The organism is Rhodanobacter sp. Soil772 (assembly GCF_001428385.1).
Lineage (GTDB): Bacteria > Pseudomonadota > Gammaproteobacteria > Xanthomonadales > Rhodanobacteraceae > Rhodanobacter.
In genome coordinates this window covers 1,185,658-1,206,522 of record NZ_LMSK01000001.1, presented here as the reverse complement: position 1 = coordinate 1,206,522, position 20,865 = coordinate 1,185,658, and the positions used below count along the sequence as shown (strand labels likewise).

Here is a 20,865-nt window from a genome sequence, read left to right as displayed (position 1 = left end):
TCGTCATTCCCGCGAAAGCGGGAACCCATTTTGACTTTTGCAGCCAACAGCAAGATGGATTCCCGCTTTCGCGGGAATGACGCCAGTGACGTGGCTGCCAGGTCGCGCCGCTCTTCCCTTTTCCCGAAAAACCGCTAAAATGCCCCGTTTACCGCGCACGTCTCTCGTGTGCCTGCCGCTCATTCGGCAATTCTGGAGTTTTACCATGGTCAAGATTCGTCTTTCGCGCGGTGGCGCCAAGGGCCGTCCGTTCTACCACGTCGTCGTGACCGATCAGCGCAGCAAGCGCGACGGCCGCAACATCGAGAACATCGGCTATTACAACCCGGTCGCGTCGGGCAAGGACAAGCGCCTTGAGCTGAACGTCGAGCGCGTCAAGGAATGGGTGGGCAAGGGTGCGCAGCTGACCGACAAGGTCGCCGCCCTGGTCAAGGAAGCCGGCAAGCAGCAGGCTGCCTGAGTCATGACGGCAGCCGGTCGGCGCGTCCTGATCGGGCGCATCGTCGGGCTGTACGGCGTGCAGGGCTGGCTCAAGATCGAATCCTGGGCCGAGCCGCGCATGCGGATCTTCGACTACCAGCCGTGGCTGCTCGGTGCAGCGCCGGGTGTGGAGACGCAGATCACCGGAGTGAAGGGTCGCACGCAGGGCAAGGGCATGGTGGCCCAGCTGCCCGGGGTGGACGACCGGGAACAGGCCGCGGCGTTGATCGGTACCGACATTTATGTCGCCCGTGAGCAGCTGCCGCCTCCGGCGGAAGGTGAGTATTACTGGGTCGATCTCGAAGGACTCGAGGTCGTCACCACGGAAGACGTGAAGCTGGGGCGGGTCAGTCACCTGTTCGCCACCGGCGCCAACGATGTCGTGGTGGTGAGGGATGGCGAGCGCGAGCGGCTGATTCCTTTCGTCCAGGGTTCGTATGTGCGTTCGGTGGACTTGTCCGCAGGGCGCATGGTGGTGGACTGGGATCCTGAATTCTGACGTCGCCGGGTTGCGGGCTTAAGGGTCAAGGATCATGCGCATCGATGTCGTCAGCCTGTTTCCCGACTTCGTGCGCCAGTGCGCCGCCGTCGGTGTAGTGGGACGCGCGCAGCAACGCGAGCTGCTGCAGGTGGAAGCCTGGAACCCGCGCGACTACGCCACCGACAAGCACCGCAGCGTGGACAGCAGCTCGTATGGCGGCGGTCCCGGCATGGTGATGATGATCGAGCCGTTGCGCACGACCCTGGCGGCCATGCGTGCGGCGGCACCGGAACCGGTGCATCTGATTTATCTCAGTCCGCAGGGAGCGCGGCTGACGCAGGGCAGGGTGGAAGCGCTGGCGAAGCTGCCGCGCATCGGCTTGCTCTGTGGGCGTTACGAAGGTGTGGACGAGCGTCTGCTGGCGCACGAGGTCGACGAGGAGCTTTCCATCGGCGATTATGTGCTGTCCGGCGGCGAGCTCGCCGCCGCGGTGATCATCGACGCGGTGGGGCGCTTGCAGGACGGCGCGTTGAACGACGCGCAGTCGGCCGAGCAGGATTCATTCTCGGATGGCCTGCTGGATTGTCCGCATTATGGAAAACCGGTGCACGATGCACTGGGTGATGTACCGGACGTGTTGCTGTCCGGCGACCATGCGGCGATCGCCCGCTGGCGCCTCAAGCAATCGCTGGGACGAACCTGGTTGCGCCGCCCGGACTTGTTGTCACAGCGTGGGCTGGATGCTGCATCCCGTGCGCTGCTGGACGAATTCCGCCGCGAACATGCCTCACAAGGGCGAGCGCGGCAAGACGATGCGGCCAAGTGACGGCCGCAGCCCTTGATACCGATTTACGTGAACCGACAGGTGCGCCATGAACAAGATCATTGAACAGTTCGAATCCGAGCAGATCACCCGCCAGCTGCCGGACTTCGGCCCCGGCGACACCGTGGTGGTCAACGTCAAGGTGAAGGAAGGCAACCGCGAGCGCGTGCAGGCGTTCGAGGGCATCGTCATCGCCAAGCGCAGCCGCGGCCTGCATTCGGCCTTCACCGTGCGCAAGATTTCGCACGGCACCGGCGTGGAGCGCGTGTTCCAGGCGCACAGCCCGGCCATCGACTCGGTGACCGTGAAGCGCAAGGGCAAGGTGCGCGGCGCCAAGCTGTATTACCTGCGTGGCCTGGAAGGCAAGGCCGCCCGCATCAAGGAAGACATCGCCGCCGCTGCCGCCGCCAAGGCGAACGCGAAGGCCGCCGCTGCCGCTGCTGCCGAGTAATCCGCTCCGCAGTTGCCGCCGCATGAAAAAACCCGCGGAGCGATCCGCGGGTTTTTTGTGGCCGGAACAAAAGTCCGGGCGCGATGTGTCGGAACGATTTATTCCAGCCGCTGCGGCTGCTGCAGGAAGTTGCCCTGCACGAAATCCACGCCGCAGGCGAACAGCAGCGAGGTGCTGGTGGCGTCCTCGACCCATTCGGCGATGGTCTGGCGCTTCAGTTCGCGTGCCTGCTGGCAGATCTCGGCAATTTTCTTCTGGCTTTCCGGGTGCTGCGGCAGGTCGGCCATGTAGCTGCGATCGATCTTCAGGTAGTCCGCGTCGATGTGGTTGAGCAACTGGAACGAGTTCAGGCCCGAGCCGAACTGCTCCAGCGCGAAGCGGCCGCCGACTTTCTTCCAGCCGTTGACGAACTCCTGGGCCGGACGCAACAGGGTCATCACCTTGCTCTCGGTCATTTCCAGTACCAGCTGGCCGCGCTTCAGCGCCGCCTGCTTGAGTCGGGTGCCCAGCCACGCCAGCAGCGTGTCGTTCTGCAGCGAGGCGGCGGTGAGCTTGACGAAGAACGTGGTCTGCTGGCCCTGGCTCTCGCGTTCCTGCAGCGCCTTGATGGCCTGGTCGAGTACCCAGCGGTCGATCGCGCCGGTGAGGTTGTGCTTCTCGGCGATCGGCATGAAGAAACCGGGCAGCACCTCGCCCTGCGGGCCGTTCATGCGCAGCAGGATTTCCGAGTAGTCGCCTTCGGCGTCCTGCAGGCTGATGGTCTGCTGGTGGTAAAGCACCAGGCCCTCGCCGGTGAGCGCCTTGCGCAGCAGTTCCAGCCAGTAGCGCTCGCGCTCCTCGTCGGCCTTCTCGCGCGCGGCCGGATCGTGCAGCTCCACCTGGCTGCCGCCGAGGCTCTGTGCGGTGCGCAAGGCCTGGCTGGCCTGGTTGAGCAGCAGTTCGGTGTTCGCGTTCTTCTCGCCCAGCAGGCTGCCGCCGATGCTGGCGGTGACCGTGATCGAACGCGAGCCGGCATCGAAGATCTCGTTGCTGACGCTGTGTTGCAGCTTGGCGATCCACTCCTTGATCGTCTCGTCCGGGCGCGAATCGAGCACCACGCCCAAGGTGTGTTCGGCGAGCATGCCGGCCACATCGTCGGCGCCGAGCAGCATGCGGATGCGGTCGGCGAAGCCGGACAGCAGTTCGTCGGCCTTGCCCAGGCCGATGCCGCCCACCAGCGAGGCCCAGTTGTCCGGCTCGATCAGCAGCAGCGACTGGCCCTTCTTGCCCTTCGCCGCCGCGGTGACGGCGTCGTCGATGGATTCCAGCATGCGGGCGCGGTTGAACAAGCCGGTGACCGGGTCGCGCTGCAGCTGTTCCAGCACGGCCTGGTCGACCAGTTGCCGGCGGAACACGATCTGCAGGCAGGGTTCGCCCTCGAACGTGGCCGGCGCGAATTCCACCGTGGCGTCGAACTGGCTGCCGTCGGCGCGGCGCGCATGCAGGGTGAGCTGGGACGGCGTCTTCTCCTGCCGCGCGTGGCCGCGCAACAGCGCCTTGAACTCGTCGGCGTTGGCCGAATCGATCATGTCCAGTACCGGCAGCCCGAGCAGGTCGTCGAAGCTGTCGTAGCCGAACGTTTCCAGGTAAGCGTGGTTGGCCCGCACGTGCATGCCCTCGTGCACGTACGCGATCGCATCGGTGGAAGAGTCGAGCAGCGCGTCGCAGCGCCGCTCCGATTCGCGCAGGGCGGTCTCCAGGCGGCGTACCTGACGGCGCGTCTGCAGCGATTCGAATTCGCGCTGCAGCACCGCGATCAGCTGCTTCGGCTGGCTGCGCGAGGCGACGCCGCGGGCGCCATGCACGAACAGGTCCGCCACGATCTGGTTGTCGATCGAGTTGACCAGGCCCAGCAGCGAGTAGTCGCGACCGTACGCATCGAGCACCTTGACGGCGTCTTCCAGGCTGATGCTGGTGATCGCCGGGTCGAACATCACCACGTCCGGTTCCAGCTCGTTCACCGCAGCCTGCATCTGTTCCACGTTGGTGGCACGGGCCGGCCGCACGGCAATGCCGGTATTGCGCAGCAGGCTGATGATCTGCTCGGCCTCTTCGAGCGAGCTTTCGACGAAGAGGATCTTGATGACGAAATCTTTTTTCATGAGGCGTGATGCTGTCCGTTGATCATCGCAGGCGCTGCGGGGGAGGTTTGTGCGATCAGCCGCGATCAGTGTTTGTAACGGATTCCGCCAGCAGCCGCCAGCGGAAAAACCACGGAACAGTGACCGCAGCCCGGTTTACAGCGGCCGCTTGGAGGCGTCGCCGCCCACCTCACGCACCAGCCGGGGCACCAGATAACCCGGCAGGCGAGCGCGCAGTGTCTCCATCAACGCCAGCGCGTGGTTGTCGTTGACCTCGAAATGCGCGGTGCCCTGCACGCGGTCGAGCTGGTGCAGGTAGTACGGCAGCACGCCGGCGGCGAACAGCCGTTCGGACAGGTCGGCCAGCGTGTCGGCGTCGTCGTTGATCCCGCGCAACAGTACCGACTGGTTGAGCACGGTGGCGCCGGCCGCGCGCAGGCGGGCGCAGGCGGCGTCGACGCTGGCGTCCAGTTCGTTGGCGTGGTTCGCATGCAGCACCACCACCTTCTGCAGCGGCAGGTCAGTCAGCCAGCCGATGAAGTCGTCGTCGATCCGCTCAGGCAGCACCACCGGCAGGCGGGTGTGGATGCGCAGGCGGATGACGTGCGGCAGGTCGGCCAGGCCGCGGGTCAGTTCCTCCAGCTTGTGCGTGGCCAGTGCCAACGGGTCGCCGCCGGACAGGATCAGTTCGCGGATCGACGGGTCCGCCTTCACATGGGCCAGCGCCTCGTGCCACTGCGATGCGGCGGCGATTTCCTCGCCATAGGGAAAGTGCCGGCGGAAGCAGTAGCGGCAGTTGATCGCGCAGCTGCCGCTGGCGATCAGCAGCGCACGGCCGTCGTACTTGTGCAGGACGCCATGCCCGGCCTTCGAGGCCATGTCGCCGACCGCGTCGAGCGTGAAGCCCTCGGCCTGGTCGTGTTCGGCCCGTTGCGGCAGTACCTGCAGCAGCAACGGGTCGGATGGGTCGTTGCGGCGCATCCGCGCCACGAACCCGCGCGGAACGCGCAGGGCGAAGCCGGCGTCGTCCGGCGGCAGCAGGTCGGCACGGTCGCCCAGGCCCACGGCCTGCAGCAGTTCTCGGGGATCGGTGATGGCGTCGCGCCACAGTTCGCGCCAACCGGGTGTGGGTGACGATAGGCGGGCGTGGGGGCTTGCGGTTATCATGGCGGGCCTTGGAGCGGGCGGCAAAGCCCGTGACAGACACTCATTTTAGCCGCCCATTGGGCGAAATTGACTCCGGAGCACTAACGCATGGCGACCCTTGGCCTCAATGACGTCAAAACGGGCAAGAAGATCCTTCATAACGGTGACCCCTGGGTCATCACTGAAGCGGACTTCGTCAAGCCGGGCAAGGGCCAGGCGTTCACCCGCATTCGCATTCGCAACTTGAAGGACGGGCGCACCACCGAGCAGACGCTGAAGTCCAGCGACTCCTTCGAGGAAGCGGATGTCACCGACACCGACATGCAGCTTTCGTTTATCGATGGCATCGGCAAGGACCGGTTGTGGCACTTCATGAACATGGAAACCTTCGAGATGGTGCCGGCAACGCTGGCCGCGATGGGTGACGCATGGAAGTGGCTCAAGGGCGAGGAAGAGTGCGTGGTCACGCTGTTCAACGGCGGCGTGGTCGCCGTGCAGCCGCCGAAATTCGTCGACCTGAAGATCACCGAGACCGATCCCGGTGTACGTGGCGACACGTCCGGCGGCGGCGGCAAGCCGGCCACGTTGGAGACCGGTGCCGTGGTGCGCGTGCCGCTGTTCGTCAACCAGGACGAAATCATCAAGGTCGATACCCGCACCGGCGAGTACGACAGCCGCGTCAAGTGACGAACTGGCGCGCGAGCTTCGCTCGCGCCTTTGCCAGTTCGTCATCCTTGCGAAGGCAGGGATCCAGTGAAGTACTCGTGCGAAGCACGCAAAACCTTTTGCGTTCCGGCGAGGGTAAAGGCACTGGATTCCAGCTTTCGCTGGAATGACGATTCAGAGGGGCGGCTGCCGCAAGGTACCGCCCTTTTTCGTATCCGGATCGACACAGAGCGAGTTGAAGATGAGCGAGATGATCCCACAGCCACAGCCCGTCGACCTGATGATCGAAGCACGCTGGGTCGTGCCGGTCGAGCCGCATGCGGTGGTGCTGGAGAATCATGCGGTGGCGGTGCAGGACGAGCGCATCGTGGCGCTGCTGCCGATCGCCGAGGCACGGCTTACCTATGCGCCGCGCGAGCGCGTCGAACTGGGCGAGCACGCGCTGATCCCCGGCCTGGTCAACAGCCACACGCACAACCCGATGACCCTGTTGCGCGGCCTCGCCGACGACCTGCCGCTGATGGTGTGGCTGCAGCAGCACATCTGGCCGGCCGAGGCGAAGGTGATCGGGCCGGAGTTCGTGCGCGACGGCGTCGAGCTGGCGGTGGCCGAGATGCTGCGCGGCGGCACCACCTGCGCCAACGAGAACTACTTCTTCCCCGACGTGATCGGCGCGACCTACCGCAAGCTGGGTTTCCGCGCCGTGGTCGGCCTGCCGGTGATCGAGTTCCCCACCGCGTGGGCGAAAAGCCAGGACGAATATTTCGAGCGTGCCAGTGAAGTGCACGACAGCTTCCGCGGCGACAACCTGGTCAGCACCGCGTTCGCGCCGCACGCGCCGTACACGGTGTCGGACGAGAGCTTCGAGCGCATCCGCATGCTGTCCGACCAGCTCGACATCCCGGTGCACCTGCACACGCACGAGACCGCGCACGAAGTCGAGGACGAGAAGGCCAAGAGCGGGCTGCGCCCGTTTCAGCGTCTGCAGAAGCTGGGTCTGGTCAACGACCGCCTGATCGCCGTGCACATGACCCAGCTGACCGACGGCGAGATCGCCGCGTGTGCCGCCGCCGGCGTGTCGGTGGTGCATTGCCCGGAGTCCAACCTGAAGCTGGCCTCCGGCTTCTGCCCGGCGGAGAAGCTGCGCCTGGCTGGCGTCAACGTGGCGCTCGGCACCGACGGCTGCGCCTCGAACAACGACTTGGACATGTTCGGCGAGATGCGCACCGCCGCGCTGCTGGCCAAGGCGGTGGCCGGCGACGCCGCGGCATTCGACGCGGCGTTCGCACTGCGCGCGGCCACGCTCAACGGCGCGAAGGCCATCGGGCTGGAAGCGAAGATCGGCTCGATCGAGGTCGGCAAGCAGGCCGACTTCGCCGCCGTGCGGTTGAGCGAGCTGGAGACCCAGCCGATGTTCCACGTCATCTCGCAGCTGGTCTACGCTACCGGCCGCCACCAGGTCAGCGACGTGTGGATCGCCGGCCGGCGCAAGCTGGCCGGGCGCGAACTGGTCGGCATGGATGTCGCCGCGATCCTGGAGCGCACGCGCGCCTGGCGCGAACGCATTGCCTCGGCCTGACCCGGAGTCTTCGATGAACCGTTACCTGATCCTGCTGATCCGCCGGCCGCACCTCGACCCGGCCGTGGTGCCGCTGCATCTGGCGTTCCTGGAGGGTTTGCGCGAAGAGGGTCGGGTGGAACTGTCCGGCGGCTTCAGCGACAAGTCCGGCGGCGCCTACCTGTTGCACGCCGCCGACCTCGCCGAGGCGACCGCGATCGTGCAAAACGACCCGGCCCACGTCAGCGGCGGCTGGGACATCACGGTGTACGAATGGCAGGCGCATTAACTTTTGCGCTCATCCGTGAGCGCAAAGATCAAAAGGCGGCCATCCCTGGCCGCACTTTTCAATAAACTCATGTACTCACCGTGGACTCGAACATGATCGCCGCCAACGTAAGCCCCGAGGAAATCGCCCGCTTCGACAGCCTGGCGGCGCGCTGGTGGGACCCCGACGGCGAGTCGCGCCCGCTGCACGACCTCAACCCGGTACGCGCCGCCTATATCGCCGCGCGCGTCGACTTGCGCGCGGCGAAGGTTGCCGACGTCGGCTGCGGCGGCGGCCTGCTCAGCGAGACGCTGGCACGTGCCGGCGCGAAGGTGACCGGCATCGACCTGGGTGGCAAGGTGATCGAGGTCGCGAAGTTGCACCTGCATGAGTCCGGCCTCAGCGTCGACTACCGCGTGCAGTCCTCGGCCGCGCTGGCCGCGGCCGAGCCGGAAAGTTTCGACGCGGTGTGCTGCATGGAACTGATCGAGCACGTGCCCGACCCGGCCGCGCTGGTGAACGACCTGGCCGCGATGCTGAAGCCGGGCGCGCGGCTGTTCATGTCCACCATCAACCGCACGCCGGCCGCGTTCGGCGCGGCGATCGTGGGCGCGGAATACGTGATGCGCATGCTGCCGCGCGGCACTCATCACTATGCGCAGTTCCTGAAGCCGTCCGAGCTGAGCCGCCTGCTGCGCCACGCCGGGCTGGAGCTGGAGGACGTCTCCGGGCTCGCCTACAACCCGCTCAACCGCAAGGCCTGGCTGAGCCGGATCACCGCAGTCAATTACGTGCTCAGCGCATACAAGCCGACATGAAGTCCCTGCCCGAAAACATCCAGGGCGTGCTGTTCGACCTGGACGGCACCTTGCTCGACAGCGCTCCCGATCTCTACGCCGCCTTGCTGGCGCAGTGCACGGAAGAGGGCGTGCCGCCGCCGCCGTACGCGCCGGTGCGCGAGGTGGTCTCGCGCGGCGCGCGTGCCGTGCTGCGTTGCGCGTTTGCCGAGCGCGGCGAAGCTGCGCTGGAAGCGCTGGTGCCGCGCTACCTGCAGCTGTACCAGGACATGATGGCGCAGCAGACGCGCTCGTTCGACGGCGTCGACGAGCTGCTGGTGCGGATCGAGGCGCACGGACTGCGCTGGGGCATCGTCACCAACAAGGCGGCTTTTCTCACCGACGAACTGGTCGCCCGCATCGGCTGGGCGCAGCGCGCCAGCGCGGTGGTTTCCGGCGATACCCTGGCAGTGAAGAAGCCTGATCCGGCCCCGGTGCTGCTGGCCTGCGAGCGCGCCGGCGTCGCGCCTGCGCAAAGCCTGTTTGTCGGCGACGACCGCCGCGACGTTCTGGCCGGCGCCGCCGCCGGCCTGTACACGGTGGCGGTGAGCTGGGGTTATCTCGATGGCGGCGATCCGCATACGTGGGGCGCCGACAAGGTACTGGATCATCCGGCCGAACTGGCCGAACTGCTGCAGCTGCAGCCGGTCACGGCATGATCGAACTGGTCGAACAGAACGCGGTGCTGCAAGGCTTCATCGACAAGTGGCTGGCGGTGCAGCCGCAGCAGCGCGTCGCGCTGGTGTTCGTCGATGGCCGGCGCTATCCCGGCCACGTCGCGCTGGCCGCGCTGGAGCAGGAACTGCTCGGCGCTGCCTACGGCATCCGCGAGCCGCAGGTGGCCGCGGCCAAGCTCAACTGGTGGGCCGAGGAGCTGGCCGGTGCGCCGGCCAGCGGCGGCCGCCATCCGCTGACCCAGGTGTTGTTCGACGACGAGCGCGCGCATGCCATCGCCAACAACCTGTGGCTGGCGCCGGTGCTGGCGGCCATGGCGCAACTGGAACAGGGCACCGCCGCGGATTTTGCCGCACAGATCGAGGCGGCGATGCCGCTGCATGGCGCGTTGGCCGCGCTGGAAACCGCCTGGTGGTACGGCGCCGATGCGTCACCGCTGCGGGCGTCGCGGATCGCCGTGCTGAATCACTTGCTGTATGCGCTGCTGCGGCTGGAACAGGATGCCGAGCGCGACCGCCTGCCGCTGCCGATGGCGCGGCTGGCGCGGCATGGCCTGAGCCGCGCGCAATTGCGCAGCCACGGCACGGCGCGACAGCAGGCGGTCAAGGCGCAACTGGACGACCTGCTGGCCAGTTGGGCGGAGTCGGCCACGCTGGCCGGGCCGCTCAGCGTGTTTCGCGCGCTGGAATCGCGCCACGCTAACAAGCTGGCGCAGCGCGCGGCGCGGACAGGCGATGCGCTGGCGGTATTGCAGGCCGGCCAGTCGCGCACCGGTTTGGCGACCTCGCTGCAGGCGTGGCAGGCCGCCCGCGCGTGGCGCCGGCAGATGGCGTAAAACGACCCAAGACGCAGTGTTTCCGTCACGCCACTATTGCGCGGAAGCCTGCTTGCCCCAAGATGGTTTGCTTCACGGCGACCGGTTCGCCGATGTCAGGACTCCCACCATGCCGAATCAGGAAAATACCGCCCGCCTGCTGCCCGACGTTGCCGTGCACGCGCAGCCGCATCTTGCCGGCGCGCTGGACTGGGTCGGCATGGCCGACATCCAGGTGCCGGTGCTGTTCGATGCCGGCGATGGCCAGGCGCAGCGCGCCAGCGCCCGGGTCGGCGCCTTCGTCAACCTGAACCGGCCGGACAAGCGCGGCATCCACATGTCGCGCCTGTACCTGCAGGTCGAGCAGGCGCTGAGCACGCAGACGCTGAGTGCCGACATGCTGCACGCGCTGCTGCGCGGCTTCCTCGACTCGCACAAGGATTTGTCCGACCGCGCCTGCCTCAGCATCCATTTCGAACACCTGGTGCGCCGCCCGGCCCTGAAAAGCGCCAACAGCGGCTGGCGCGCGTATCCGGTATGCATCGAGGCCAGCCTCACCGGCGACGAATTCCTGCTGGAGTTCGGCACCGAGGTGGTCTACTCCTCGACCTGTCCGGCCTCGGCCGCGCTGTCGCGCCAGCTGATCCAGGACCAGTTCGCCAGCGACTTCGACGCCGGCAAGCCGCTCGACCACGCTGCGGTGCTGGCTTGGCTCGGCAGCGAGAAAGGCATCGTCGCCACTCCGCACGCCCAGCGCAGCGTGGCGCGCCTGCGCATTCGCCCGGCGATCGGCGCGGGCTTCCACCTGATCGGCCTGATCGATCGCGTCGAGCACGCGCTCGGCACGCCGGTGCAGACCGCGGTGAAGCGCGAGGACGAACAGGCTTTCGCGCTGGCCAACGGCGGCAACCTGATGTTCTGCGAGGACGCCGCCCGGCGCATCCAGAAGGCGCTCGACGCCGACGCCGCGCTCGGCGACTTCCACGTCCGCGTCGAACACCAGGAAAGCCTGCACCCGCATGACGCGGTGGCATACGCCAGCAAGGGCGTGGAAGGCGGCTACGGCTCCACGCCGTGACGCCCGCTTCGTAGGGCGGGCACCGTCCGCCGCTGCTGTCTATCGAAAACCGGCGATCGCTTCGATGCAGTCGCGCTTCACGCGGGGTTGGCGTGGCGGCGAGGACCTTGCGTCGACGAGTTCGGCATTCCCGAACAGTCAGTGGACGTCAGGGGGATCTTCCTGGCAGCGACAGCGGGAAAAATGGAAGTGTTCGGGTACCGGGTCTTCGCCACCCGTGCACAATGGCTGGCAGCGTAGCAGCCGCCAACCGGTCAGCAGGCTGCCGCGCCACGGGCCGAAGCGGGTGACCGCAATCCGTGCATAATCGGAACACGTGGGGTGGAAGCGGCAACGCGGGCCAAGCAGGGGACTGAGCCAGCGCTTGTACAAACGCAGCATCCACAGTATCAATCGGGTCAGGACATTCACGGTGCCGGAGCGGCTTGCGGCGGGTAGTGGTACAAGTATTCCAGAAGCGAGCTTGCTGGTGTAGGACACATGGGCTATAACACCCGGCCGCCACGGCCAAAAACGGTGAAGGGATATGGCGAAAACGACGCGTAGTTCGACCGCCGCGAAGGCGCAGAAGGGCAAGACTTCGGCTGACGTCAAGGCCGGCAAGTCGAAGACAGCTGGAAGCAAGGGGCGGGCCGTGAAGAGCGCCAGCAAGGCACCTGCAAAGGCCGGCCGCGGTGCGGCCAGCAAGAAGACTGCGACGAAGAAAGTCGCGGCCAGGCCGGCAGCTGCGAAGAAACCGGTCGCCAGGCCCGCGGTCAAGAAAGCTGTCGCCAAGTCGCCGGCGAAGAAGGCCAGCCCGGCGAAGAAGCCTGTTGCGAAGAAGGCCGCCGTGAAGAAAACGGCCGTGAAGAAAGTGGCGGCCAGGAAGGTCGTTGCGAAGAAGCCGGCGCCGAAGAAGGCTGCCGTCAAGAAGGTCGTCGTCAAGAGCACCAAACCCAAGAGCGCCGCAGCCAGGAAACCGGCAGCAAAACCGGTGACCAAGGTGGTCGCCAGGAAAGCACCGCCGGCCAAACCCGTGACCAGGCATGCCGCGAAGCCCGTGGCCAAACCGCCGGCCAAGCCGGTCACCCCATCGACCGCGAAACCCGTTGCCAAACCGGCACCGGTGGCGGTTGTCAAAAGCGCATCCCCGGCACCCGCCAGCACCCTGTTCAAGGGCAAGGTGGCGAGTGCAACCGCCATGGTGACCCCGCGTGCGGCCCCAGCCGCCGCGCACCATGCCTCTTCCCACAAAAATCAGAAAAACTCGTCGTCCTCAATGAATAAACTTGCTTCAAAAAAACTCGATAACGGCATCACCCGCGAAGACGGGCGGTACGCGTTACCTTCCACCAGCAACATCACGTTGCCCAAGGGTTATCACCCCTCGCCGAACGAGGAGTACATGAGCCCCATGCACCTGGCCTACTTCCGCAACAAGCTGCGCGACTGGCGCGATCAGCTGGTGGAAGAGTCGCGCCAGACCATGGACAACTTGCGCGAGGAGGTACGTGACGTCGGCGATGAAGCGGAGCGCGCCACCCGCGAGACCGAAAATTCGCTGGAGCTTCGTACCCGCGACCGTTACCGCAAGCTGATCTCGAAGATCGACAAGGCACTGCGCCGGATCGAGGAAGGCAGCTACGGTTTCTGCGAAGAGACCGACGAGGAGATCGGCATCGACCGTCTCGACGCGCGTCCGATCGCCACGCTGTCGCTGGATGCGCAGGAGCGTCGCGAGCACCTGCAGAAGCAGATGGGCGACTGAGGTCGGTTCTTTTGCGCTCCTCCGTGGGCGCAAGGATCAAGCCGGCATCCGTGCCGGACTTTTCAAACAAAGCCCCGCTTCGTGCGGGGCTTTGTCTTTCAGCGTATCGGTGCGGGAGCGCTCAGGCCAGCGCCTGCGCAGCGTGGTTCTTCAGCTTCGCCAGCATCGCCGCCAGCCCGTTCGAGCGCGTGGGCGAGAGATGCTTGGCCAGGCCGATCGTGCCGATGAAGCTGGGTTCGGTGGCGACGATCTCCGCGGCCGGACGGTCGGAATAGACGCGCAGCACCAGGGCGATCAGGCCGGACACGATCGCCGAATCGCTGATCGCCTCGAAGTGCATTTTCGACGCGTCGCCGCTGGGCACCAGCCAGACCATCGACTGGCAGCCGTGCACGCGGTGTTCCTCCGTCTTCCATGCTTCGGGGAAGGCCGGCAGCTGCTTGCCGAGATCGATCAGGTACTGGTAGCGCTCGGTCCAGTCGCCGAAGAAGGCGAATTCCTCGGCGATGTCCTGCTGGGTCTGCTCGGCGCTGGTGGTGGCAATGGCGTTCATGCGGACATTATCGCGCGGACAAGCTGAATTCACGAATGCACGCAGGCGTCGTTCAGCCCTTCGCCACACTCCAGCGCGTGCCCTGGGCACTGTCCTCGATCGCGATGTTCATGGCCGCCAGCTCGTCGCGGATCGCATCGGCGCGCGCGAAATCGCGGGCGGCGCGGGCGGCCTGGCGCTGTTGCAGCAGATCCTCGATGTGCGCCGCGTCGATCGTGCTCTCGCCGCGCCTGAACCAGGCTTCCGCATCCTGCTGCAGCAGGCCGAGCAGGGCGCCGCCGCCGAGCAGGGCGGCTTTCGCTTCGGCGCTGCCGGACTGGCGCGCGGCATCGGCCAGCACGGACAGCTCGGCCAGCGCCTGCGGCGTGTTGAGGTCGTCGCACAAGGCGGCCTCGACGCGTTCGGACACCGGCAGTTCGCCGGCCGGCAGTTCGACCGCGGCCAGGTCGCGCAGCACGCGATACCAGCCATCCAGCGTGCTGGTCGCCTGGGCGATGGCCGCCTCGGACCAGTCCAGCGGTTGCCGGTAGTGGCCGCTCAACAGGCGCAGGCGCAGCGCCTCCGGCGGGTGCAACTGCAGCAGCTCGTGCACCAGCAGCACGTTGCCCAGCGACTTGGACATCTTGCGACCGTCGAAGGTGAGCATGCCGTTGTGCATCCACCAGCGTGCGAACACCTTGCCGCCGTGCGCGCAGGTGGACTGGGCGATTTCGTTCTCGTGATGCGGGAACAGCAGGTCGACACCGCCGGCGTGGATGTCGATGGTGTCGCCCAGGTGCGCCGCGCTCATCGCCGAGCACTCGATGTGCCAGCCCGGGCGGCCGAGGCCCCACGGGCTGTCCCAGCCGGGCAGCTCGGGCGTGGAGGGTTTCCACAGCACGAAATCGCCGGCGTTGCGCTTGTACGGCGCCACCTCGACGCGGGCGCCGGCGATCAGTTCCTCGGGGTCGCGGCCGGACAGCTCGCCGTAGGCCGCGAACGAGCCGACGTCGAACAGCACATGGCCTTCGGCGGCATAGGCGTGGCCGCTGTCCAGCAGGCTCTCGATCATCGTGATGATCGGGCCGATGTGGGTGGTGGCGTGCGGCTCGACGTCCGGCGGTGCCACGCCGAGCCCGGCCATGTCTTCGCGGTATGCCTGCGCGAAGCGGTCGGTGATCGTGCCGATCGGCACGCCCTGCTGCTGGGCGGCGGTGTTGATCTTGTCGTCGACGTCGGTGATGTTGCGGGCGTACAGCACCTGCGGGTAGTGCCGGCGCAGCAGGCGCACCAGCACGTCGAACACCACCGGCCCGCGCGCATTGCCGATATGCACGTAGTTGTAGACGGTGGGGCCGCACAGGTACAAGGTCACGCGCTCGGGGTCGAGCGGGGTGAAGGGCTCGGTGCGGCGGGTCAGGCTGTTGTAGAGCGATATCGACATCGGTGGAATCCGCAACGTGGGGCCGCGCAGGGCAGGGCGCGGCCAGCCCGGCATCTTAACAAGGTGTAAGTGGCCGAGTCGCGCAAGCCCCGCCCGGAACGGTTTCTAAGCGTGTATTCAGCGTGAATTTGCTGGAATGCTGCCAGTACGCGTGCAAACGCGCCTGTGGTTCCGAGATTGGGAGGTCGTGATGACCAAGTTATGGCTTTCCGCACTGGTACTTGCCGTGATGGCTACCGGCGTCCATGCGCAGGATGCGCGCTACGCCAATGCCGATGACAACGCCCACTACGGCTGGGCCGACGTGCTGCGCGCGGACCCGGTGCAAGGGGTTACCCGCACCGAAGTGCCGCGGCAGGAGTGCTACGAGCAGCCGGTGGTTCGCCGCGAAGGCGGCAACAGCACGGCCGGTACGGTGCTCGGCGCCGTGATCGGTGGCGTGCTGGGCAACACCGTGGGCAAGGGTGACGGGCGCAAGGCGGCTACCGTCGCCGGTGCCGTGGCCGGCGGCGCGGTGGGCAACCGGGTGTCCAATCGCGGCGGCGAGTACGAGACCACCCAGACCCAGTGCCGCGAGGTCAGCTCGGTCAGCGAGCAACGCCGGATCATCGGCTACGACGTGGAATACCGCTATCGCGGCGAGGTCTACACCTCGCGCCTCAACTACGACCCGGGCGAACGCCTGCGCGTGCGCGTGCGGGTCGACCCGGCCGACTGATCCCGCTTTCGCCGGTCAGCAGCAGCGCCGCCACCCGTTGGCGGCGCTGCCGTTCGTGGGGTCCGATTTTTTTGTTGCATGGCAGCGAAATTGCCGCCATCATGCGCACTCGTTACTTGGAACTCCGCATGTCCACAGCCGTCTATACCGCCACCGTACTGACCAGCGCCCGCGCGGCTGCCGGCATGACGTCGCGTGCGCGCCGACCGTTGTATGGACACTCGGCCGGGTAGGCAGTCGCACGCGTTTCATGTGCATCGACGATAAACCCGGCCCGCGTGCCGGGTTTTTTGTGTTTTGGATCTGGAGTTGTCCCATGACCATCAGGCATTTCATTACCACCCAGGATTACAGCCGCGCCGAGATCGACGCGCTGCTGGAGCAGGCGGCCGCGTTCAAGCGTTCGCCGCGCGGACAGCAGCTGGACGGCAAGTCGATCGCGCTGCTGTTCTTCAATCCGTCGATGCGCACCCGCACCAGTTTCGAGCTGGGCGCGTTCCAGCTAGGCGGCCACGCCATCGTGCTGGCGCCGGGCAAGGACGCATGGCCTATCGAGTTCGAGGTGGGCAGCGTGATGGACGGCGACACCGAGGAGCACATCGCCGAGGTGGCGCGGGTGCTGTCGCGTTACGTCGACCTGATCGCGGTGCGCGCGTTCCCGAAATTCCAGGACTGGGCGGTGGACCGGCAGGACAAGGTGATCAAGGCGTTTGCGCAGTACGCCACGGTGCCGGTGATCAACATGGAGACGATCACCCACCCCTGCCAGGAACTGGCCCACGCGCTGGCATTGAAAGAACACCTGGGCGACCTGCAGAACAAAAAGTACGTGCTGACCTGGACCTATCACCCGAAGCCGCTGAACACCGCGGTGGCGAACTCCGCGCTGCTGATCGCGACCAAGCTGGGCATGGACGTGACCTTGCTGTGCCCCACGCCCGACTACGTGCTGGACGAGCGCTACATGGCGTTTGGCCGTCTGAACGCCGAGCAGAACGGCGGCTCGCTGAAGGTCAGCCACAACATCGAGGAAGCCTACGCCGGCGCCGACGTGGTCTACGCCAAGAGCTGGGGCGCGTTGCCGTTCTTCGGCCAGTGGGAGCAGGAAAGGCCGGTTCGCGAAGCGAGCAAGCACTTCATCGTCGACGAGGCGAAGATGGCGCTGACCAACCACGGCCTGTTCAGCCACTGCCTGCCGCTGCGCCGGAACATCAAGGCCACCGACGCGGTGATGGATTCGCCCGCCTGCATCGCCATCGACGAGGCCGAGAACCGCCTGCACGTGCAGAAGGCGGTGATGGCTTCGTTGATCGGGCAGGGCTGAGCGGCCATGTATACGCCGAGGCATTTTGTGGAAACCCGCGCCGAAGCCCTGCACGGGCTGATCCGCGCGTATCCGTTCGCCACCGTGGTGACCCGCGCGGCCGATGGGTTGGCGGCCAATCACCTGCCGTTCGAGCTGGTCGGCGAGGTGCTGCACGGTCACGTCGCCCGCGGCAACGAACTGGTGCAGTTGGATGGCGCCGAGGTGCTGCTGGTGTTCCAGGGACCGGACGGCTACATCAGCCCGAACTGGTACCCGAGCAAGCACGAGACCGGGCGCGAAGTGCCGACCTGGAACTACGCGGTGGTGCACGTGCACGGCCGGCTGCGCGTGATCGATGACGCGACCTGGCTGCGTCGTCTGCTGGAAACCTTGACTGATCACCATGAAGCGGGCCAGCCGCAGCCGTGGAAGATCAGCGATGCGCCGGAGGACCACATCGAGAAGTCGCTGCGCGCGATCGTCGGCCTCGAAGTCTCGATCGATCGCATCGAAGGCAAGTTCAAGCTGAGCCAGAACCACCCCGCGCGCAACCGCGCTGGCGTGATCGCCGGGCTGCACGAGCGTGACGGCGAGGGCGACGCGGAACTGGCTGCATGGATGACTCAACAAGAGGAGTCGAAACCGTGAACCATCAGCATCACTATCGCGTCGACGTGGAGTGGACCGGCAACCTCGGCAGCGGCACGGATGGCTATCGCAACTACAGCCGCGACCACGTGATCCGCATCGACGGCAAGCCGGCGATCGCCGGTTCCTCCGACCCCGCGTTCCGCGGCGATGCCGCGAGGCACAACCCCGAGGACATGCTGGTAGCCGCGCTGTCGACCTGCCACATGCTGTCGTACCTGCACATGGCTACCGTGGCCGGCGTGGTGGTGACGGCGTATGCCGATGCCGCCGAAGGCACGATGGCCACCGAGGGCGACGGCGGCCGCTTCGTCGAGGTGGTGCTGCGCCCCACGGTGACGATCAGCGCCACCAGCGACCCGGCCAAGGCCGAGGCGGCGCACGAAACGGCGCATCACGCCTGCTTCATCGCCAATTCCGTGAATTTCCCGGTGCGCTGCGAGCCGCGAATTGTTGTGGAGCCGGGATTGGGGATTGGGGATTAGGGATTCGTAACGGCCAGACCTCGCACGCCACATATCTTTCGTTCTTACAGGAATCTTCCATGTCGTTCCAGCCTGCTTTTCCGAATCCCGAATCCCGAATCCCGAATCCCGCTACCGGAGAAAGCCGAGACATCGTCTTGGCTTTCTCCGGTGGCTTGGACACCAGCTTCTGCGTGCCTTATCTGCAGGAGCAGGGCTGGGCCGTGCATACCGTGTTTGCCGATACCGGCGGTGTCGACGCCGAAGAGCGCGCCTTCATCGAGGCGCGCGCGAAGGAACTGGGCGTGGCCAGTCACGTCACGGTCGACGGCGGTCCGGCGATCTGGGCGGGCTTCGTCAAGCCGTTCGTGTGGGCCGGCGAAGGCTACCAGGGCCAGTACCCGCTGCTGGTGTCCGACCGCTACCTGATCGTCGAGGCCGCGCTGAAGCGTGCCGCCGAACTGGGCACGAAGGCGATCGCGCATGGCTGCACCGGCATGGGCAACGACCAGGTGCGCTTCGACCTGGCGGTGAAGGCGCTGGGCGACTACGAGATCGTGGCGCCGATACGAGAGATCCAGAAGGAACACACGCAGACGCGCGCCTACGAGCAGAAGTACCTGGAAGATCGCGGCTTCGGCGTGCGCGCCAAGCAGCAGGCGTACACCATCAACGAGAATCTGCTCGGCCTGACCATGTCCGGCGGCGAGATCGACAAATGGCAGGCGCCCGGCGTTGGCGCGGTGGGCTGGTGCAAGTCGCGCGCCGAATGGCCGTCCAAACCACTGCAGGTGAAGGTCGGCTTCGTCAACGGCGAGGCGGTGACGCTGGACGGCGAGGCGATCGCCGGACACACCATGCTGGCGAAGCTCAACGGCCTGTTCGCGCAGTACGGCGTGGGCCGCGGCCTCTACACCGGCGACACCACGATCGGCCTGAAGGGCCGCATCATTTTCGAAGCGCCGGGCCTGACCGCGCTGCTCGTCGCGCACCGCGCGCTGGAAGAGGCCGTGCTCAGCAAGCAGCAGAACCGCTTCAAGCCGGACGTGGCGCGCAAGTGGGTGGAGCTGGTCTACGAAGGCTTCTTCCACGATCCGCTGAAGACCGACCTGGAGGCGTTCCTGGCGTCCAGCCAGTCCACCGTCAACGGTACGGTGACGCTGGAGACGAGCGGCGGCAGCGTCGGTGCGGTCGCCGTCGAGTCGAAGCATATCCTCAACGCCAAGGGCGCCACCTACGCGCAGTCGGCCGACTGGGGCGTGGAAGAGGCCGAGGGTTTCATCAAGCTGTTCGGCATGAGCAGCACGCTGTGGGCCGAGGTCAACCGCGCATGACGCGGAACTCCGTCATCCCAGCGAAAGCTGGGACCCAGTGTCTTGAACGCCCAAGGCAGAGGCGTTGGATTCCGGCTTCCGCCGGAATGACGCATTCGGGAGCGCTTTGGTCACCACGCATCGATACAGGGATCGCATGAGCACATTACTGGACGCGACGCTGGAGCATCTGCGTGCGCTGGTCGGTTTCGACACGCGCAACCCGCCGCGCGCGATCGACACTGGCGGCATCTTCGACTACCTGCGCGCGCAATTGCCCGGCTTCGCGGTGACGGTGACCGACTTCGGCGCCGGCGCGGTGGCCTTGCACGCGGTGCGTGGCCAGCCGAAGTACCTGTTCAACGTGCATCTGGACACCGTGCCGGACTCGCCGGCGTGGACGGCCGACCCGCACACGCTGCGGGTCACCGCCGATCGCGCGATCGGCCTGGGCGCGTGCGACATCAAGGGCGCGGCGGCGGCATTGCTGGCGGCGGCGAATGCCAGCGACGGCGATCTGGCGCTGCTGTTTTCCACCGACGAGGAGGCCAACGATGCGCGCTGCATCGCCGGCTTCCTGCGCGAGCCGCATGCCTATGAGGCGGTGATCGTGGCCGAACCCACGAAGGGCGAGGCGGTGCTGGCGCATCGCGGCATCCAGTCGGTGCTGATGCGCTTCGCCGGCCAGGCCGGACATGCCTCGGGCGAACAGAAGCCCAGCGACAGCGCGCTGCACCAGGCGGTGCGCTGGGGCGACGCGGCGCTGGATTTCGTGGCGGCGCAGTCGCACGAGCGCTTCGGCGGACTGACCGGCCTGCGCTTCAACATCGGTCGCATCGAGGGCGGCATCAAGGCGAACATGATCGCGCCCACGGCGGAAGTGCGCTTCGGTTTCCGCGCGCTGCCCACGATGGATCCGGACCAGTTGCTGGCGCACTTCCGCACCCTGGTGGAACCGCAGCCGGCAGAGTTCGCCGAGACTTTTCGCGGCGCTTCGCTGCCGGCCGGCGACACGGCGAACGCCGAGGCGAACCGCTTGGTCGCGCGCGACCTTGCCGACGAGCTGGGCATCCCGGTCGGCAACGCGGTGGACTTCTGGACCGAGGCCGCGCTGTTCTCCGCTGCCGGCTACACCGCCTTCGTCTACGGCCCCGGCGACATCGCCCAGGCGCACAGCGCCGACGAGTGGGGCGCGCTGGACCAGTTGCAGCACTACGCAGAGACGGTTCATCGGATTATTGAGAAGTCCGGCCAGGGACGGCCGCTTTTTGACTCCCGTGTTCAAGGATGAGCGCAA

At 66.5% G+C, this 20,865-nt stretch carries 23 protein-coding genes; 18 read left to right on the top strand and 5 right to left on the bottom strand.

Going from position 1 to position 20,865, the window contains the following annotated elements:
- Window positions 1-205: 205 nt before the first annotated feature.
- From rpsP to rplS, 4 genes are read left to right on the top strand one after another with little or no spacing between them, the layout of a single operon-like run.
- Entirely contained in the window at window positions 206-460 is a 255-nt protein-coding gene (gene rpsP / locus ASG75_RS05640) for a 30S ribosomal protein S16 (protein WP_056386481.1), read from the top strand.
- A gap of 3 nt (window positions 461-463) precedes the next feature.
- Window positions 464-979 (top strand): ribosome maturation factor RimM, encoded by a 516-nt coding sequence (gene rimM, locus ASG75_RS05635; RefSeq protein WP_056386478.1) that lies wholly within the window; start codon window positions 464-466, stop codon window positions 977-979.
- Window positions 980-1,013: 34 nt separating this feature from the next.
- The gene (gene trmD / locus ASG75_RS05630) at window positions 1,014-1,787 is read left to right on the top strand and encodes a tRNA (guanosine(37)-N1)-methyltransferase TrmD (protein WP_056386476.1); all 774 of its coding nucleotides are present in this window, start codon (window positions 1,014-1,016) and stop codon (window positions 1,785-1,787) included.
- A 46-nt stretch (window positions 1,788-1,833) separates the two neighbouring features.
- Window positions 1,834-2,235: a 50S ribosomal protein L19 gene (gene rplS / locus ASG75_RS05625; protein WP_056386474.1), complete on the top strand. Its 402-nt coding sequence runs from the start codon at window positions 1,834-1,836 to the stop codon at window positions 2,233-2,235.
- 98 nt (window positions 2,236-2,333) lie between these two features.
- Here the strand turns inward: rplS and ASG75_RS05620 are convergent, their stop codons facing one another.
- Entirely contained in the window at window positions 2,334-4,376 is a 2,043-nt protein-coding gene (locus ASG75_RS05620) for a GGDEF domain-containing phosphodiesterase (protein WP_056386472.1), read from the bottom strand.
- A gap of 135 nt (window positions 4,377-4,511) precedes the next feature.
- A complete protein-coding gene (gene epmB, locus ASG75_RS05615) occupies window positions 4,512-5,522 on the bottom strand; it encodes an EF-P beta-lysylation protein EpmB (protein WP_056386470.1) in 1,011 nt (336 codons plus the stop codon).
- An 87-nt stretch (window positions 5,523-5,609) separates the two neighbouring features.
- On the opposite strand from epmB, the gene efp reads away from it, so the two are divergent.
- The 7 genes from efp to folE2 all read left to right on the top strand — a co-directional run bounded on the left by efp (window position 5,610) and on the right by folE2 (window position 11,396).
- Window positions 5,610-6,188: an elongation factor P gene (gene efp, locus ASG75_RS05610; protein ID WP_056386468.1), complete on the top strand. Its 579-nt coding sequence runs from the start codon at window positions 5,610-5,612 to the stop codon at window positions 6,186-6,188.
- A 220-nt stretch (window positions 6,189-6,408) separates the two neighbouring features.
- Window positions 6,409-7,746, top strand: a complete 1,338-nt coding sequence (locus ASG75_RS05605) for a TRZ/ATZ family hydrolase (protein ID WP_056386466.1) — start codon at window positions 6,409-6,411, stop codon at window positions 7,744-7,746.
- 13 nt (window positions 7,747-7,759) lie between these two features.
- Window positions 7,760-8,014 (top strand): YciI family protein, encoded by a 255-nt coding sequence (locus ASG75_RS05600; protein WP_056386463.1) that lies wholly within the window; start codon window positions 7,760-7,762, stop codon window positions 8,012-8,014.
- Window positions 8,015-8,106: 92 nt separating this feature from the next.
- Complete coding sequence (gene ubiG, locus ASG75_RS05595) at window positions 8,107-8,811, top strand: bifunctional 2-polyprenyl-6-hydroxyphenol methylase/3-demethylubiquinol 3-O-methyltransferase UbiG (protein WP_056387063.1); 705 nt, start codon at window positions 8,107-8,109, stop codon at window positions 8,809-8,811.
- Window positions 8,808-9,488 carry a phosphoglycolate phosphatase gene (gene gph, locus ASG75_RS05590; RefSeq protein WP_056386462.1) on the top strand — a complete coding sequence of 227 codons (681 nt, stop codon included), beginning with the start codon at window positions 8,808-8,810 and terminating at the stop codon, window positions 9,486-9,488. The genes ubiG and gph overlap by 4 nt, the downstream gene beginning before the upstream one ends.
- Entirely contained in the window at window positions 9,485-10,339 is an 855-nt protein-coding gene (locus ASG75_RS05585) for a squalene/phytoene synthase family protein (protein WP_056386460.1), read from the top strand. The genes gph and ASG75_RS05585 overlap by 4 nt, the downstream gene beginning before the upstream one ends.
- 109 nt (window positions 10,340-10,448) lie before the next feature.
- A complete protein-coding gene (folE2, locus tag ASG75_RS05580; protein ID WP_056386458.1) occupies window positions 10,449-11,396 on the top strand; it encodes a GTP cyclohydrolase FolE2 in 948 nt (315 codons plus the stop codon).
- A gap of 138 nt (window positions 11,397-11,534) precedes the next feature.
- Here the strand turns inward: folE2 and yidD are convergent, their stop codons facing one another.
- A complete protein-coding gene (gene yidD, locus ASG75_RS05575) occupies window positions 11,535-11,777 on the bottom strand; it encodes a membrane protein insertion efficiency factor YidD (RefSeq protein WP_235580148.1) in 243 nt (80 codons plus the stop codon).
- Between the two features lie 145 nt (window positions 11,778-11,922).
- Between yidD and dksA the strand changes: the two genes are divergently transcribed.
- Window positions 11,923-13,143 (top strand): RNA polymerase-binding protein DksA, encoded by a 1,221-nt coding sequence (gene dksA, locus ASG75_RS16460; RefSeq protein WP_162253093.1) that lies wholly within the window; start codon window positions 11,923-11,925, stop codon window positions 13,141-13,143.
- A gap of 121 nt (window positions 13,144-13,264) precedes the next feature.
- On the opposite strand, the gene ASG75_RS05565 is transcribed toward dksA, so the two are convergent.
- On the bottom strand, window positions 13,265-13,696 hold the full coding sequence (locus ASG75_RS05565) for a SufE family protein (protein ID WP_056386454.1): 432 nt from the start codon (window positions 13,694-13,696) through the stop codon (window positions 13,265-13,267).
- Between the two features lie 52 nt (window positions 13,697-13,748).
- Window positions 13,749-15,119 (bottom strand): cysteine--tRNA ligase, encoded by a 1,371-nt coding sequence (gene cysS, locus ASG75_RS05560; RefSeq protein WP_056386449.1) that lies wholly within the window; start codon window positions 15,117-15,119, stop codon window positions 13,749-13,751.
- A gap of 190 nt (window positions 15,120-15,309) precedes the next feature.
- On the opposite strand from cysS, the gene ASG75_RS05555 reads away from it, so the two are divergent.
- The 6 genes from ASG75_RS05555 (at window position 15,310) to ASG75_RS05530 (ending at window position 20,859) form a co-directional block, all read left to right on the top strand.
- Window positions 15,310-15,837, top strand: coding sequence for a glycine zipper 2TM domain-containing protein (locus tag ASG75_RS05555; RefSeq protein ID WP_056386447.1), 528 nt, complete (start codon window positions 15,310-15,312; stop codon window positions 15,835-15,837).
- A 316-nt stretch (window positions 15,838-16,153) separates the two neighbouring features.
- Window positions 16,154-17,161 (top strand): N-acetylornithine carbamoyltransferase, encoded by a 1,008-nt coding sequence (locus tag ASG75_RS05550; protein WP_056386444.1) that lies wholly within the window; start codon window positions 16,154-16,156, stop codon window positions 17,159-17,161.
- A gap of 6 nt (window positions 17,162-17,167) precedes the next feature.
- Complete coding sequence (locus ASG75_RS05545; RefSeq protein ID WP_056386442.1) at window positions 17,168-17,791, top strand: FMN-binding negative transcriptional regulator; 624 nt, start codon at window positions 17,168-17,170, stop codon at window positions 17,789-17,791.
- The gene (locus ASG75_RS05540; protein ID WP_157616900.1) at window positions 17,788-18,276 is read left to right on the top strand and encodes an OsmC family protein; all 489 of its coding nucleotides are present in this window, start codon (window positions 17,788-17,790) and stop codon (window positions 18,274-18,276) included. Before ASG75_RS05545 ends, ASG75_RS05540 begins: the two co-directional genes overlap by 4 nt.
- Before the next feature lie 59 nt (window positions 18,277-18,335).
- The gene (locus ASG75_RS05535; RefSeq protein ID WP_082547500.1) at window positions 18,336-19,589 is read left to right on the top strand and encodes an argininosuccinate synthase; all 1,254 of its coding nucleotides are present in this window, start codon (window positions 18,336-18,338) and stop codon (window positions 19,587-19,589) included.
- 136 nt (window positions 19,590-19,725) lie between these two features.
- A complete protein-coding gene (locus ASG75_RS05530) occupies window positions 19,726-20,859 on the top strand; it encodes an acetylornithine deacetylase (RefSeq protein ID WP_056386438.1) in 1,134 nt (377 codons plus the stop codon).
- Window positions 20,860-20,865: the final 6 nt, after the last annotated feature.